Source organism: Saccharopolyspora erythraea NRRL 2338, from assembly GCF_000062885.1.
GTDB classification, from domain to species: Bacteria; Actinomycetota; Actinomycetes; order Mycobacteriales; family Pseudonocardiaceae; genus Saccharopolyspora_D; species Saccharopolyspora_D erythraea.
Window position 1 is genome coordinate 6,462,921 of record NC_009142.1, and the last position, 14,388, is coordinate 6,477,308.

Annotated in this window: 15 protein-coding genes; 4 read left to right on the forward strand and 11 right to left on the reverse strand. The window is 72.9% G+C overall.

Annotated features, from left to right (window positions below; translation table 11 throughout):
* Positions 1-111 precede the first annotated feature (111 nt).
* The 3 genes from trpC to SACE_RS27575 form a co-directional block, all read right to left on the reverse strand.
* The gene (gene trpC, locus SACE_RS27565; RefSeq protein ID WP_009948075.1) at positions 112-921 is read right to left on the reverse strand and encodes an indole-3-glycerol phosphate synthase TrpC; all 810 of its coding nucleotides are present in this window, start codon (positions 919-921) and stop codon (positions 112-114) included.
* A 248-nt stretch (positions 922-1,169) separates the two neighbouring features.
* On the reverse strand, positions 1,170-1,781 hold the full coding sequence (locus tag SACE_RS27570; RefSeq protein ID WP_009948074.1) for a Trp biosynthesis-associated membrane protein: 612 nt from the start codon (positions 1,779-1,781) through the stop codon (positions 1,170-1,172).
* Complete coding sequence (locus SACE_RS27575) at positions 1,759-3,336, reverse strand: anthranilate synthase component I (protein ID WP_009948073.1); 1,578 nt, start codon at positions 3,334-3,336, stop codon at positions 1,759-1,761. Before SACE_RS27575 ends, SACE_RS27570 begins: the two co-directional genes overlap by 23 nt.
* Positions 3,337-3,420: 84 nt before the next feature.
* On the opposite strand from SACE_RS27575, the gene SACE_RS27580 reads away from it, so the two are divergent.
* Positions 3,421-4,044 (forward strand): TetR/AcrR family transcriptional regulator, encoded by a 624-nt coding sequence (locus SACE_RS27580; RefSeq protein WP_009948072.1) that lies wholly within the window; start codon positions 3,421-3,423, stop codon positions 4,042-4,044.
* A 190-nt stretch (positions 4,045-4,234) separates the two neighbouring features.
* On the opposite strand, the gene hisI is transcribed toward SACE_RS27580, so the two are convergent.
* Together hisI and hisF are read right to left on the reverse strand one after the other, a co-directional pair.
* On the reverse strand, positions 4,235-4,585 hold the full coding sequence (gene hisI / locus SACE_RS27585) for a phosphoribosyl-AMP cyclohydrolase (protein WP_009948071.1): 351 nt from the start codon (positions 4,583-4,585) through the stop codon (positions 4,235-4,237).
* Positions 4,582-5,355, reverse strand: coding sequence for an imidazole glycerol phosphate synthase subunit HisF (hisF, locus tag SACE_RS27590; protein ID WP_009948070.1), 774 nt, complete (start codon positions 5,353-5,355; stop codon positions 4,582-4,584). Before hisF ends, hisI begins: the two co-directional genes overlap by 4 nt.
* A gap of 56 nt (positions 5,356-5,411) precedes the next feature.
* On the opposite strand from hisF, the gene SACE_RS27595 reads away from it, so the two are divergent.
* Positions 5,412-5,795 carry a PPOX class F420-dependent oxidoreductase gene (locus SACE_RS27595; protein ID WP_009948069.1) on the forward strand — a complete coding sequence of 128 codons (384 nt, stop codon included), beginning with the start codon at positions 5,412-5,414 and terminating at the stop codon, positions 5,793-5,795.
* A 415-nt stretch (positions 5,796-6,210) separates the two neighbouring features.
* Here SACE_RS27595 and SACE_RS27600 read toward each other — a convergent pair whose 3' ends face one another.
* The 6 genes from SACE_RS27600 to SACE_RS27625 all read right to left on the reverse strand — a co-directional run bounded on the left by SACE_RS27600 (position 6,211) and on the right by SACE_RS27625 (position 12,450).
* Positions 6,211-7,692 carry an alpha/beta hydrolase gene (locus SACE_RS27600; RefSeq protein WP_009948068.1) on the reverse strand — a complete coding sequence of 494 codons (1,482 nt, stop codon included), beginning with the start codon at positions 7,690-7,692 and terminating at the stop codon, positions 6,211-6,213.
* A gap of 429 nt (positions 7,693-8,121) precedes the next feature.
* Positions 8,122-8,853 carry a bifunctional 1-(5-phosphoribosyl)-5-((5-phosphoribosylamino)methylideneamino)imidazole-4-carboxamide isomerase/phosphoribosylanthranilate isomerase PriA gene (gene priA, locus SACE_RS27605; RefSeq protein WP_009948067.1) on the reverse strand — a complete coding sequence of 244 codons (732 nt, stop codon included), beginning with the start codon at positions 8,851-8,853 and terminating at the stop codon, positions 8,122-8,124.
* Positions 8,854-9,803: 950 nt separating this feature from the next.
* Positions 9,804-9,986 carry a hypothetical protein gene (locus SACE_RS27610; RefSeq protein WP_009943249.1) on the reverse strand — a complete coding sequence of 61 codons (183 nt, stop codon included), beginning with the start codon at positions 9,984-9,986 and terminating at the stop codon, positions 9,804-9,806.
* A gap of 17 nt (positions 9,987-10,003) precedes the next feature.
* Positions 10,004-10,636 carry an imidazole glycerol phosphate synthase subunit HisH gene (gene hisH / locus SACE_RS27615; RefSeq protein WP_009943248.1) on the reverse strand — a complete coding sequence of 211 codons (633 nt, stop codon included), beginning with the start codon at positions 10,634-10,636 and terminating at the stop codon, positions 10,004-10,006.
* 186 nt (positions 10,637-10,822) lie between these two features.
* On the reverse strand, positions 10,823-11,743 hold the full coding sequence (locus SACE_RS27620) for a transketolase family protein (protein WP_011874828.1): 921 nt from the start codon (positions 11,741-11,743) through the stop codon (positions 10,823-10,825).
* Positions 11,744-11,751: 8 nt separating this feature from the next.
* Complete coding sequence (locus tag SACE_RS27625) at positions 11,752-12,450, reverse strand: thiamine pyrophosphate-dependent enzyme (RefSeq protein ID WP_009943245.1); 699 nt, start codon at positions 12,448-12,450, stop codon at positions 11,752-11,754.
* An 83-nt stretch (positions 12,451-12,533) separates the two neighbouring features.
* On the opposite strand from SACE_RS27625, the gene soxR reads away from it, so the two are divergent.
* Entirely contained in the window at positions 12,534-12,995 is a 462-nt protein-coding gene (soxR, locus tag SACE_RS27630; RefSeq protein ID WP_009943244.1) for a redox-sensitive transcriptional activator SoxR, read from the forward strand.
* A 109-nt stretch (positions 12,996-13,104) separates the two neighbouring features.
* Positions 13,105-14,316, forward strand: a complete 1,212-nt coding sequence (locus tag SACE_RS27635) for a hypothetical protein (protein ID WP_011874829.1) — start codon at positions 13,105-13,107, stop codon at positions 14,314-14,316.
* The last annotated feature ends 72 nt before the right edge of the window (positions 14,317-14,388 follow it).

Consider the following 14,388-nt stretch of genomic DNA (forward strand, 5'->3'; position numbering starts at 1 on the left):
CTCCTTCGGCTCGCGCCCACGACGTCTGCACAGGTGGATGGCCCTTCGGCGAACCGGTCCCCACCGTACTCGGGGACCGGCGCCGGGCACCGGCCAGGGCCGGTTCCTTGATCACCTGCTGGGGCGCGGGCAGGCCGGGTGGGAACCCGCGGTGACCAGCTGCGTCACCGCCGTGCGCGGGTTGTCGCTGGTGACCAGCCCCTCCCCGACGAGCACCGCGTCGGCGCCCGAACCGGCGTAGGCCATCAGGTCGCTCGGGCCACGAACACCCGATTCAGCGACCTTGAGCACCTCGACCGGCAGCCCGGGGGCGATCCGGCCGAAGACGTCCCGGTCCACCTCCAGGGTGTGCAGGTTGCGGGCGTTGATGCCGATGACCTTGGCACCGGCCTCCAGCGCGCGGTCGGCCTCCTCGGCGGTGTGCACCTCGACCAGCGCCGTCATGCCCAGCGACTCGACCCGGTCCAGCAGCGCCTCCAGCGCCACCTGCTCCAGCGCGGCCACGATCAGCAGCACCATGTCCGCGCCGTGCGCGCGGGCCTCGTGCACCTGGTAGGGGCTGACGATGAAGTCCTTGCGCAGCAGCGGCGCGCTCACCTTGGCGCGCACCGCGTCGAAGTCGGCCAGCGAGCCGCCGAAGCGGCGCTGCTCGGTGAGCACGCTGATCACGCGCGCCCCGGCCGCGGCGTAGTCGGCCGCCAGCTCGGCGGGCTCGGCTATGTCGGCGAGCTCGCCCTTGGACGGGCTGCGCCGCTTGACCTCGGCGATCACGCCCACGCCCGGGGCGTGCAGCGCGGCCATGACGTCCCTCGGCGGTGGAGCCGCCGCGGACCGCTGCTTGATCTCGTCGAAGGGAATCGTCGATTCCCGGACGGCCAGGTCCTCGCGAACACCGTCGATGATGGATTCCAGAACGCTCACGCGAACACCTCGCAGGCCGTGCCCCGACTACTCACCCGCAGGTTGTTGTATGCGCAGATGAACTCATTGCGCTCGATCACGACACTCCCCTTCCCGCCGTGCCGTCGCATGGCCGATGCTAAACCCGCCCTGTCCGGCCTCCGCCGAAGGGGTGGAACAACGTCCCTGCACAGCAAGGACCTTCGGCCCTTGCGCGGTGCCTACGAGCACCACCTGAACCGTTCCCGGACCTCGCCTGGACGGGTGAGTCAGCGGTCCTTGTCGACCGTCGGGTCCCGTCCCTCGTCGAGTGCGTCCCACAGCTTGCGGTCGGGGTCCCGGCTCTCGCGCCGGGCCTCGCCCGGTGCCGAGTACTTCGCCCCCATCGCCGGCATCCGGCCCGCGCGCGACACGACCAGCGCGCCCGCCACGACGAGCAACGCGGCCGCGGCCGACATGAGCAGCGGACCCGCCGGGTTCGAGGCGAACCCGCCGACCGGGACGCTGCCCGGCGGCACCTTCGGCCCCGCGTAAGCGAACCAGCCCCCGAGATGCCAGTCGACCGCGCGCCACACCAGCATGCCGCCCTCGGCCAGCACGAGCAGGCCGATCAGCCGTCGCAGCCAGCCGCCGGTGGCCAGCACCGCCGCGATGGCGGCGAGCGTGGCCAGCGCGAGCGGCACCAGCTCCGGCCGCAGGGCGCTACCCGCCGGGCCTGCCGTCAGCTCCTGGCCCAGCGGCGTCCGGTAGCGCTGGCCCACCCAGACCAGCGCGCCGGCGCCCCACAGCATCGCCGCGGCGGCCAGCATCAGCAGCACCACCGACCACAGCAGCCTCGGCGAGGTCGCCGGGCGGCCCTCAGATCCCTGCTCGGTCGTCAACCCTGTCTCCCGCCGCCGGATGGTGGTTGCCCGGCCGCCGCAGCGTCTGCGCGGTCGCCACCGCGTTGAGCACCGCGCGCGCCTTGTTCAGGCACTCCTGGTCCTCGGCGACCGGGTCGGAGTCGGCCACGATGCCACCGCCGGCCTGCACGTAGGCCGTGCGGTCGCGCACCAGCGCGGTGCGGATCGCGATCGCGGTGTCGGCGTTGCCCGCGAAGTCGAGGTAGCCGACCACACCGCCGTACTGGGCGCGGCGGGTCGGTTCGAGCTCCTCGATCAGCTCCAGGGCCCGCGGCTTGGGCGCCCCGGACAGGGTGCCCGCCGGGAAGCACGCCGCGACCGCGTCGAAGGCCGTGCGGCCCTCGGCGAGGGTGCCGGTCACCGTGGACACGATGTGCATGACGTGGCTGTAGCGCTCGATGCGGAAGAAGTCCACGACCTTCACCGAACCCGGCCGGCAGACCCGGCCCAGGTCGTTGCGGCCGAGGTCGACCAGCATCAGGTGCTCGGCGCGCTCCTTGTCGTCGTTGATGAGCTCCTTCTCCAGCAGCGCGTCCTCGTCGTCGTCGGCGCCGCGCCAGCGGGTGCCCGCGATCGGGTGCGTGGTGGCCTGGCCGTCGCGGACGGTCACCAGCGACTCCGGGCTGGAGCCGACGATGTCGAACGGGCTGCCGCCGTCGGGGTCCTCCAGGCGCAGCAGGTACATGTACGGGCTGGGGTTGGTGGTGCGCAGCACCCGGTAGATGTCCAGCGCGTCGGCGTCGGTGGCCATCTCGAACCGCTGCGAGACCACGACCTGGAACGCCTCGCCCGCGCGGATGGCCTCCTTGGCCTTCTCCACCGCCGCGTGGTGCTCGGACTCGGTGCGCTTGCGCACGAAGTCCGGCGACGGACGGGAGAACACCGCCACGGTGGGCTCGGACGGCAGGAACAGCCGCTGGGCCATCTCGTCGAGCCTGCGCACCGCGTCGTCGTAGGCGGCGTCGACCCGCTCCGGGCTGTCGTCCCAGTTCACCGCGTTGGCGATCAGGGTGATGGTGCCCTCGTGGTGGTCCAGCGCGGCCAGGTCGGTGGCCAGCAGCATCACCAGCTCGGGGATCTTCAGGTCGTCCTCGGCCAGGTCGGGCAGCCGCTCCAGCCTGCGCACCGAGTCGTAGCCGAGGTAGCCGACCATGCCGCCGGTCAGCGGTGGCAGCCCCGGCAGCGGGTCGGTGTGCAGCAGCTTGACCGTCTCGTTGAGCGCCACCAGCGGGTCGCCGCCCTCGGGCAGCCCGACCGGCGGCGTGCCGGTCCAGCGCGCCTCGCCGTCGCGGACGGTCAGGGCGGCTTCGCTGCGCACGCCCACGAACGACCAGCGGGACCAGGAGCGGCCGTTCTCGGCCGACTCGAACAGGAACGTGCCCGGCCGGTTGCCCGCCAGCTTGCGGTACACGCCGAGCGGGGTCTCGTCGTCCGCGAGCAGCCGCCGCACCACCGGGATCACCCGGTGATCCGCGGCAAGCGCGCGGAACTCCTCGCGTTCTGGACTGATCTTGCCGATGTCGCCGCCCACCATGCCCCAATTGTGCCGTCCGCCAGGGCGGGTGCCGCGCGCAGCCCGGCTTTGCACCCCGAAGCGGCCGACAGCGAGGATGGCGGTGTGAGCGGTGGCATCGAGGAGGAGGCGCCGAGGCGCCGGGGACGGCGGCGCAGCGGCGAGGACACCAGGGCGGCGCTGGTCTCGGCGGCCAGGGAGGTGTTCATCGAGCAGGGCTACGACGGGGCGACCGTGCGGGCCATCGCCACCAGGGCGGGTGTGGACGCGGCGATGGTCAACCACTGGTTCGGGGGCAAGGCGGGACTGTTCACCGCCGCGGTGTCCATCCCGGTCAACCCCGCCGAGGTGCTGCCCAAGATCCTCGACGGCCCGCGCGACCGCGTCGGCGAGCGGATGGTGCGCACCTTCGTGACGGTGTGGGACCGCGAGGGCGGCGGCGCGTTCGCGGCGCTGGTGCGCAGCATCGCGACGCACGAGACGGCGGTGCGCATGCTGCGGGAGTTCATCACGACGGTGATGTTCGGCGGCCTGGTCCGGGAGCTGGGCGTGGACCGGCCGGAGCTGCGGGCGTCGCTGTGCGCGTCGCAGGTCGTCGGCCTGGGCATGGTCCGCTACGTCGCGGCGCTGGAACCGATCGCGTCGGCCGACGCCGAGACCGTCGTCGCGGCGGTGGCGCCGAACCTCCAGCGCTACCTGACCGGCGACCTGTCGGACGTGCCGTCGTAGCGGCGGTGACGCCGGATCTGACGGTGTGGCGCCTCGCGACGGGAGCGTCCGCGGCGCCTTGGTGCGCGGTGATCAGGCCCCGCTGGCCGGAAGGCGCCGGTCGTGAGCGGAGACCACCGCGGCGACGCACCCCGGCCGCCGGCCGTCGTCAGCTCCCCGGCGGCCGTCGTCAGCTCTCCAGCGGCCGTCGTCAGCTCTCCGCCAGCAGGACGTCGGCGTCGAAGCAGGTGCGGTCGCCGGTGTGGCAGGCGCCGTCCACCTGGTCCACGACCAGCAGCACCGTGTCGCCGTCGCAGTCGAGCCGGACCTCGTGCACGTGCTGGGTGTGCCCGGACGTCTCGCCCTTGACCCAGTACTGCTGCCTGCTGCGGGAGTAGTACGTGCCCTTGCGGGTGGTCAGCGTGCGGTGCAGTGCCTCGTCGTCCATCCACGCCATCATCAGCACCTCGCCGGTGCCGCGCTGCTGGGCCACCGCCGCGACCAGACCGTCGGGGGTGCGCTTGAGCCGGGCGGCGATCGCCGGGTCCAGGCCGCTGCTCATCGAACCGTGATCCCTTCTGCGCGCATGGCGTCCTTGACCTCGCCGATGCGGAGCTGGCCGAAGTGGAAGACGCTGGCCGCGAGCACCGCGTCGGCCCCGGCGCGCACGGCGGGCGCGAAGTGCTCGACCGCACCGGCGCCGCCGCTGGCGATCAGCGGGACGTCGACGGCCGCCCGCACGGCGCGAATGATCTCCAGGTCGAACCCGGCCTTGGTGCCGTCGGCGTCCATGGAGTTCAGCAGGATCTCCCCGACCCCCAGCTCCTGGCCCCTCGCGGCCCACTCCACGGCGCAGATGCCGGTGCCCCGGCGCCCGCCGTGGGTCGTGACCTCGAAGCCCGACGCGGTGGGCTCACCGCCCTCTGGCACCCGGCGCGCGTCCACCGACAGCACGACGCACTGGGCGCCGAATCGCTCCGAGGACTCGCGCAGCAGCTCGGGGCGCGCGATCGCGGCGGTGTTGAGGCTCACCTTGTCCGCGCCGGCGCGCAGCAGGCGGTCGATGTCCTCGGGGCTGCGCACGCCGCCACCGACGGTCAGCGGGATGAACACCTGCTCGGCGGTGCGGCGCACCACGTCGAAGGTCGTCTCGCGGTCCGAGGACGAGGCGGTGACGTCCAGGAAGGTCAGCTCGTCGGCGCCTTCGGCGTCGTAGGCCTCGGCCAGCTCGACCGGATCACCCGCATCGACGAGGTTGGTGAAGTTGACGCCCTTTACGACCCGCCCCTGGTCGACGTCCAGGCAGGGGATCACACGCACCGCGACGGCCATACATCCAGGGTAGAGAGGGCGTCGGACAGCCGGAGCAGGAGGCTACGGTGAGCGCCATGGACAAGGTCACCCGCATCCTCGCCGACTCCCGCTACCTGCTGCTGACCACGTTCCGCCGCAACGGGAAGCCGGTGCCCACCCCGGTGTGGGTCGTCGGCGACGGCGGCAGCCTGGCGGTCTGGAGCGACGCCGAGTCCGGCAAGGTCAAGCGGATCAGGCGGGAGCCGGGCGTGGAGCTCGCGCCGTGCGACGCGCTCGGCAATCCGCGAGGGGAGCCCGTTCGCGGGCGGGCAACCGTGCTCGACCCCTTCGAGCTGGAGCGGGTGCAGCGGCTGCTGACCCGCAAGTACGGCCTGGCCGGGCGGGCCTACCTGGCGGCCAACCGCCTGCGCCGCGACCGCCCGGAGATGGTCGCGGTCTCCATCACCGTCGGCGGCTGACCACCGGCCGGGCGGCGCTCCGGCGGTGTCCGGCCGGCTGCGGCGCCGGGTTCCCGTCGTGGGGTCTGGCCCGGTCGCGTGGTGGCCCGGTCGGCCATCCGGCAGTGCTCGGGCTGGCTGCGCCGCTGGCTCACGTCGCGGGCCTGGCCTGATCGCGGGGCGCCTGAACCGGTCGGCCATCCGGCGGTGCCAGGGCCGTCGACGCCGCTGGCTCACGTCATGGGCCTGGCCTGATCGGCCCTGCCTGATCTGGCCCGGTCTGGTCGTCGGCTGAGCCGCGCCCTCGTGCGTACGGCCCTTCCACCGCCCATCCCGGGCTGTGAAAGGGCCGTCCGTTTCCGTGGTCGACGCCGACGGTCGAGGTCCCGGCCACGCCGGGGTCCGTCAGCTCACCACGGGCCGGTCGTGGCGCCCATCACCACGGGCCGACCGTGGCCGCCTGCGGGAGGGGCTTCGGCGGCACCGCCGGGCAATGCGCGCCTTCAGGCGGCATCCGCAAGTCGATCAGGTACCGGTCGGCGGCCCGGGTGGTGCATTCGCTGCGGGAGTAGACGCCGTGCCCCCATCCGTCGTAGGTGAGCAGCGTGGACTGCTCGATCTGGGCGTTGACGTTCTTCGCCCAGTTGTAGCCGGTGGCGGGGTCGTGCAGGGCGTTCATGATCAGGACCGGCGGCGCGCTGCCGAGGTCGGGGTCGTGCGGCGGATTGCCGGAGCGGACCGGGAAGTCCACGCAGTGCAGCGCCGCCGCACCGACGCCGAAGCGGACGTGCGGGGCGTTCTCGCGCTGCGCCTTCCACAGCTCCGCGTACTCCTCGGCCGAGCCGACGCGGAACTGCTGGTCCGAGCACACCATCGGCAGCGCGGAGGGCAGCGTCCGCGGCTCGGCCACCGCCACGGGGCCGGTCTGCTCCGAGAAGCTCCGGAGCCTTTCGGCGAGCTGCTCCCACATCGGTTCGTAGAGGGCCGACACGGTCAGCTGGGTGAGCCGCTCGGGCGTCAGCGGCTTCGACGGGTCCTGCGGATCGGTCAGCTCGCCGCGCTCGGCTCGGGCGTAGAGGCCGTCGAAGAAGGCGCCGACGTCCTGGCCGTGCAGCGCGCAGCGCTCCTCGGACTCGCACCACCGGACGAACTCGGCGAAGGAGTCCTCCGCGGTCGCGGCCTGGGTGGTCAGGAACTCGCGCGGGCTCAGGTTGTGGTCGAACACGCTGTCCAGCAGCAGCGCCCGCACCCGCGTGGGGAAGTTCTCGGCGTAGGCCTGGCCGGTCTGCGTGCCGTAGGAGATCCCGTAGAGGCTGATGCGCTCCTCGCCCAGCGCGGCGCGCAGCGCGTCGATGTCACGGGCGACGCTCACCGTGTCGACGTGGTCGAGCAGCGGGCCCGTCAGCTCGCGGCAGCTCTCGCCCAGGCGCTTGTTGTAGTCGCGCACCACCTCGAAGTGCCGCGGGTCGTCGGACACCAGCGGCGGCGGCTGCTCGACCAGCCCGGCATCGCACTTGACCTGGTCGGGCAGGCCCACGCCGCGGGGGTCGAAGCTCACGATGTCGAAGCGCGCCGCGACCTCCGGCGAGAAGCGGGAGCCGCCGACGATCTCGGCGACACCCGAGCCGCCCGGGCCGCCGGGCATGTGCACCAGCGTGCCGATGCGCGCGGCGGGGTCGGCGGCGGGCTGGCGCGCCAGGGGAATGGTGATGCTCGCCCCGTCCGGCTGCGACCAGTCGACGGGCACCCGCATCGTTGCGCACTGGACCTGCGGGTTCTGCTCGCAGGGCTGCCAGTCGACGGCGGTCTGCGGCGCTGGTGCCCCGGCGGCCGGGGCGGCGAGTGCGGGCGCGGCGCTCGCGGTCACCGCGGCCAGTGCCAGCAGCGCCCCCAGCGCGGGCGTTCGTCGTTTCCGCAAGGGAATCTCCTCGGATCACGGTGCGGATCCGCCGGTCGGATCCACACCGTGATCTTCGAGGTGCGAGTGCCCCCGCAAGATCAGGTTGTTCCCGGGGGAGGTCCCGGAGACGTCCCTTAAGAGAGCAGCCGTCGGTGCTCCGAGGAGACGAAGGAGCGCCGGACGGCCGCCGGAGTCACGCCCAGGCCGATCCCCGCGGTGATGTCGCCGTCAGGCCGCGCGGCGGCGTCTGGCGGCGTCGGGCGCCGGCGTGTGGGGACGTGGTCAAGCCGGGCGCGACTCGTCGGGCGGCGGCGTCAAGCCGGGCGCGAAATTGTCGTCAAACCCGGCGTCAGCGGCTTCGGGCGGAGGCGTCGTCAAGCCCGGTGTCGTCGATGCCGGGCGCGACATCGTCTTCAGGCCCGGCCCGGCGTCGTCGATGCCGCTCGGTCAGCGGACCGCGGCGAGGGCCTCTTCGAGGGTGAAGTTGCCCGCGTAGAGGGCCTTGCCCACGATCGAGCCCTCCAGGCCGTCGCCCGCCAGCCGGGACAGCTCGACGAGGTCGTCCACACTGGACACACCGCCGGACGCGATGACCGGGGCGTCGGTGCGGGAGCAGACCTCGCGCAGCAGAGCCACGTTCGGGCCCTGGAGGGTGCCGTCCTTGCTGACGTCGGTCACGACGTAGCGGCGGCAGCCCGCGGCGTCGAGCCGGGCCAGGACCTCCCAGAGGTCGCCGCCGTCGGTGGTCCAGCCGCGCGCGGCGAGCCGGTGGCCCTGCTCGGTGATCCGGACGTCGAGTCCGACCGCGACGCGGTCGCCGTACTCGGCGACGACGCGGTCCGCCCACTCGGGGTTCTCCAGGGCGGCGGTGCCGAGGTTCACGCGCTCGCAGCCCGTGGCCAGCGCCGCCTCCAGCGAGGCGTCGTCGCGGATGCCGCCGGAGAGCTCGACCCGCACGTCGAGCTTGGCGACCACGTCGGCCAGCAGCTCGCGGTTGGAGCCGCGGCCGAAGGCGGCGTCGAGGTCGACCAGGTGGACCCACTCCGCGCCCGCGCGCTGCCAGGCCAGCGCGGCCTCCAGCGGATCCCCATAGGAGGTCTCGGTACCGGCCGCGCCCTGAACGAGGCGGACCGCCTGACCATCGGCGACGTCAACAGCGGGAAGCAGCGTGAAACTCACGTCGCAGACCCTACCGCCTGCCACGGCACCACCAGCCCGGAGGTGTTTGCGGAGGTCGGGAGCCTGGGTCGGACGGAACGCCCCCGACTCGCGTCGTGCACGGCTGCCCTCTCGCCCGCGGCCGACACGCCCTGGCTCGGGTCCCCGACGTGCACCGGCGTGTCCTACCGACACGCGTTCTCGCGCTACGGCGACACACGTCGGCGTGTCGGTATACCAGTTCGCCGGACACACCCCGGCGTGTCGAGCCCGGACTCGCCAACACCCGCCGGACACACCGCGCCGTGTCGAGCCCCGACTCGGCCGCACCCGCCGGACACACCCCGCCGTGTCGGTATGCCCAACTCGCGACCGAGTGTCGGCATGCCACCCATGCGGTGTGTCGGCTCTGCCCGACTCACCCTGGCACGTCGGGCCCCGAGACCCGTCGGTGTGTCGGGATCACGCTGCGCCGGACTCACTCCGGCGTGTCGGAATCACGCCGCGCCGGAGAGACCCCGGCATGTCGGAAACCCGGTGCGCCGGACTCACTCCGGCGTGTCGGAATCACGCCGCGCCGGACAGACCCCGGCATGTCGGAAACCCGGTGCGCCGGACTCACCCCGGCATGTCGGAATCACGCCGCGCCGGACAGACCCCGGCATGTCGGAAACCCGGTGCGCCGGACTCACCCCGGCATGTCGGAATCACGCCGCGCCGGACAGACCCCGGCATGTCGGAAACCCGGTGCGCCGGACTCACCCCGGCATGTCGAAACCCCGCTGCGCCGGACAGACCCCGGCATGTCGAAACCCCGATGCGCCGGACAGACCCCGGCATGTCGAAACCCCGCTGCGCCGGACAGACCCCGGCATGTCGAAACCCCGATGCGCCGGACTCACCCCGGCGTGTCGGAATCACGCTGCGCCGGACTCACCCCGGCGTGTCGGGTTCCGGCTCGGCCGGAGCGGCTAGCGCTCTCGGCGGCCGGAGCGGACCGCCGCCACCACCGGTACCGCGAGCACCACCAGCACCAGCAGGATGATCAACCAGCCGGGGACGCCGGCCTGCGCGAGGTAGGTCGAGGCGAAGCCGAGGACCATGCCCACCGCCAGCAGCAGCGCGATGGCCTTGACCACACCGTCGCGCCGCATGAGACCTCGGCGTCGGGTCACAGGCTGCCCAGCCAGTTGCGCAGCAGGACCGCGCCCGCCTCCCCCGACTTCTCCGGGTGGAACTGGGTCGCCGACAGCGCACCGTTCTCCACGGCCGCGACGAACGGCTCGCCGTGTTCGGCCCAGGTGACCAGGGGCGCGGGCAGGGCGCTTCCGGACTCCGGCATCTCCCACTTGCGCACCCCGAACGAGTGCACGAAGTAGAAGCGCGTGTCCGCGTCGAGACCTGCGAAGAGTGTGGTGTTCTCCGGCGCGGTGACGGTGTTCCAGCCCATGTGCGGCAGGACGTCGGCCTCGATCCGCTCGACGACGCCCGGCCACTGGCCGCAGCCGTCGGTGGGCACGCCGTGCTCGACACCCCGGTCGAACAGCACCTGCATGCCGACGCAGATACCGAGCACCGGACGGTCACCGGCCAGCCGGTGGTCGATGATCTTGTCACCGCCGGCGGCGAGCAGGCCCCGCATGCAGGCCGCGAACGCGCCAACACCGGGCACCACCAGCCCGTCGGCCTCCATCGCGGCACGATGGTCGGAGGTCACCTCGACGTCGGCGCCGACCCGCTGCAGAGCGCGCTCGGCCGAACGGAGGTTGCCTGATCCGTAATCGAGTACGACGACACGTGCCACGCACTCAGGCTACCTGCAGGTCGCGGCCGGGAGCCCCCGCCCTGGACAGCAGCAACATCGACCCGGTCAGCACCACCATCGCCCGGGCCCCAGCACCCTCACCAGGTCCAGCCGCCCCCATGGACACCAGCCCCTCACCGTGGACCCAAGCACCCTGGACAGCAGCACCCGCGGCCAGGGCACCCGCTACCGGACCCCCGCCAGGAACGAGCCGACCGCCGCGCGGATCGCGCTCGGGCCGAGCCCGTGCGCGACCTCGTGCTCCTCGGCGGTGCCGTACGCGCGCAGTTCGGCGTCGCGGCGCACGCCCAGGGCGAGGACGCGGTGCGGGATGTCGGTCAGCGCGTCGCCGACCGCGTGCGCCGACGTGCCCGCGAGGTAGGGCTCCACCAGGACGACGTCCGGTCGGGCGCCCTGCACCGCGTGCCGCAGGCCGGTCACGTCGAATGGCCGCACGGTCGCCGTGTAGAGCACCGTCACGTCGAGGCCGGCGGTGGCGGAGAGGACGGGCCGCAGCATCGGGCCGACCGCCAGGACGACGCCCTCCCGGCCTTCCCGCACGCGGCGCCAGCCCGGCCCCCGCGCCACCGGTTCGGCGTTGACCCGCTCGGAGAGACGCACGTAGACGGGGTCGTCGCCGGGCAGCGCCGACCGGATCAGCTCCGCCGCCTCCTCGGGATGCCCCGGCACGTGCACGGTCCAGCCGGGCAGCGTGTCCAGCAGCGCCACGTCGCCCGGGGCCATGTGCGTGCGCCCGGCCCCGGGGTAGTCGTACGACGCGCCGGTGCTCACGACGACCGCCCCCACGCCCTGGTGGTTGAGGTCGAGCTTGAGCTGCTCGAAGGGGCGTTCCACCAGGAACGGCGTGATCGAGTGCACTACCGGTCGCAGGCCGGTCAGCGCCATCCCGCCGGCCACGCCGATCATGGCCTGTTCCCGGATGCCGACGTTGACCACGCGGTCCGGGTGGCGGCGCGCGGCGTCGGTGAAGCGGTCCGCGGAGATCTCCGCGAGCACCACCGCCAGCCGCGGGTCGGTGTCGAGCGCGGCGGCGACGGTGTCGACGAACGCCTCGCGCATGGTCGTCTTCTCAGCGATCGCGGTCATGTCCCGGTTCATCCCTTCGGCTCGACCTCGGCGACCACCACGAGCGGGCGGCCAGGGCGGGTGTCGGTGAGCGCCTCGCGCAGCGCCTCGTGGTCGCGGCCGTCGACGGTGCGCTGCGCCCAGCCCTCGCGGGCGAAGCGCTCGCCGATGCCGCCCGGCCAGCCGTAGCTCGCCGAGGCGTTGTCGACGACGACGGCGGTGAGCTGCCCGAGCCCGCGGCGGCCCGCGACGGCGATGGCCTCATGGTTGCTGCCCTCGTCGAGCTCGGCGTCGCCGACGAGCACCACCACGCGCGGGTCGCGCCGGCCTCGGGCGCGCAGGCCCAGCACCACGCCGAGGGCCAGCGGCAGCCCGTGGCCGAGCGAGCCGCTGCCGATCTCCACTCCCGGCACGAGCATCCGGTCGGGGTGGTGCCCGAGCACGGAGCCGAACTCGGCGAACCGGCGCAGCTCGGAGCGGTCGAAGAAACCCTTGGCGGCGAGCACGGCGTAGTAGGCCATCGGACCATGGCCCTTGGACAGCAGGAAGCGGTCGCGGTCCGGGTCGTCGGTCCGGCGCGGGTCGACCGCGAGCACCTGGTCGTAGAGCACCCACAGGACGTCGAGGGTGGATGTCGCGGCGGGCTCGTGCTTCTCGTCGCCGGTCATCTCGCTCATCAGCGCACCGAGATCGGCGTAGCCGTACCCGGGCGCGGTCGTGATCGTCATGCGACCAGCGTGAAACTTCGAGTTGGCTGGAGGTCAAGGGGAAATACTTCGACCTGGGTCTAGGTTTCACCTACGCTGGCGACGTGTCGAAACCACCGAAGCTCCTCACCATCGGCGAAGTGTCCTACCGCAGCGGTGTCGCGCAGACCGCGCTGCGCTTCTACGAGCAGCGCGACCTGATCACCGCCACCCGCACCAGCGGCAACCAGCGGCGCTACGACCGCACGGTGCTGCGCAGGCTGGCGTTCATCCGCGCCGCGCAGCGGGTCGGGCTGAGCCTGGAGCAGATCGCCGACGCGCTCTCGACGCTGCCCGCCGACCGCGCTCCCGGCAAGGCCGACTGGTCGCGGCTGTCGCGGAGCTGGCGCGACGAGCTCGACGCCCGCATCGAGGGACTGCAGAAGCTGCGCGACAACCTCACCGGCTGCATCGCCTGCGGCTGCCTGTCGCTGCGGACCTGCGCGCTGAACAACCCCGACGACATCGCCATGGACCGGCTCGGCCCGGGCCGGACGCTGCTGCAACCGGCCGCCGACACCCGCTGACGTTGGTGCGAATTCACCGGATCAGCGCTGCACTCGTTGCTTGTTGACATCTAGGCTCTCGGACCGTCGCACCAGCCGTCCCCCGGGAGGTCGAGTGAACGTCCGAGCCGTGCTGGCAACGCTTGCGGTACCCGTCCTGATCGCCGTGCCCGCGGCCGGCACGACGTCGGCCGCGGCGCCGACGCTGACCGCTCTGGACGCCACGTTCACGGTGTCCGAGCGCGGCAGCTTCGACACCTACGGCGCGCGCGTCGCCGCGCTGGACGGGCTGCTGGAGAAGGCTCCGGTGGACACCGTGTTCGGCGAGGCCAACCGGGACGCGGTGGACGCAGGCGCGGGCAGCTGTCCCGCCGGCATCCCGGCTCCGGACGCCTCGTGGTTCTGCTGGTACGGCGCGCAGAACGACCCGCCGAACGACGACGCGGGCACCGAGAACTGGATGCCCCAGGGGATCACCGGTAGCTGGGACGCCGCCGCGGGCGGCGGCACATCGGCGCGCGGGCTGCTGGTGAGCTGGTACGACGCGCAGAACCTCGGCAAGGGCGTGCGGATCTCGTTCGTCGACAACTCCGACCCGGCCAACGTGCGCTACCGCCACGCGCTGCTGGTCGAGCCGACCGCGGGCGACGACTTCCGCGGAGTGACCGTCCCGGACGGGAAATCCCTGCACGCGGGCGGAATCGCGTGGGTCGGACACCACCTGTACGTGGTGGACACCGACCGCGGCGTGCGGGTGTTCGACCTCGACCACATCTGGCGCACAGCGGCCGACCCGAGCAAGAGCAAGATCGGCAACGACGGCAACGGCAACTTCCACGCCTTCGACTACCGCTTCGTGATCCCGCAGGTCGGCGAGTACACACAGGACGGTACGTGCGTGCGCCCGGCGCCCAACCCGAAGACCGACCCGCTGTGCTGGTCCTACGTCGGTGTCGACCACAGCAGCAACTCGCTGGTCACCGGCGAGTACATCAGCGGCAAGCCGGGCGGCCGGGTCGTGCATTGGCCGATCGACGAGACGACCGGACGGCTCGTGACCGGCGGCGGGGGCGCGGTGTCCTCGGTCGCGGCGTACCAGACCTCGCGCACCAACGTGCAGGGCGCGACCTCGCACGACGGCACGTTCTGGCTCAGCAGCAGCACCGGGCGCGGCAACGACGGGCAGCTGCACCGCACGCGCGTGGGCCAGTCGGGCACCACCTCGGCGACGCCGACCGGCCCGGAGGACCTGTCGTTCGACCCGGCTTCGGGCGACCTGTGGTCGGTGTCGGAATGGCCGGAACTGCGGGTCGTGTTCCGCACCCCGAACGCCGCGGGATAGCGTCCGGGGCCCCGGCAACAGCCGGGCAACCGGCAACAGCCGGGCAACCGGCCGACGGACGGGCGACAACCG

Bases quoted from the DNA above. Each gene is read 5' to 3' on its own strand.
- SACE_RS27575 (WP_009948073.1), bottom strand. From the start codon at position 3,336: ATGGTGGGCGGCGACATCGGCAAGATCAGTCCAGAACGCGAGGAGTTC.
- hisI (WP_009948071.1), bottom strand. From the start codon at position 4,585: ATGAGCAGCGGCCTGGACCCGGCGATCGCCGCCCGGCTCAAGCGCACC.
- hisF (WP_009948070.1), bottom strand. From the start codon at position 5,355: ATGGCCGTCGCGGTGCGTGTGATCCCCTGCCTGGACGTCGACCAGGGG.
- SACE_RS27595 (WP_009948069.1), top strand. From the start codon at position 5,412: ATGGACAAGGTCACCCGCATCCTCGCCGACTCCCGCTACCTGCTGCTG.
- SACE_RS27610 (WP_009943249.1), bottom strand. From the start codon at position 9,986: ATGCGGCGCGACGGTGTGGTCAAGGCCATCGCGCTGCTGCTGGCGGTG.
- SACE_RS27620 (WP_011874828.1), bottom strand. From the start codon at position 11,743: ATGACCGCGATCGCTGAGAAGACGACCATGCGCGAGGCGTTCGTCGAC.
- SACE_RS27625 (WP_009943245.1), bottom strand. From the start codon at position 12,450: ATGACGATCACGACCGCGCCCGGGTACGGCTACGCCGATCTCGGTGCG.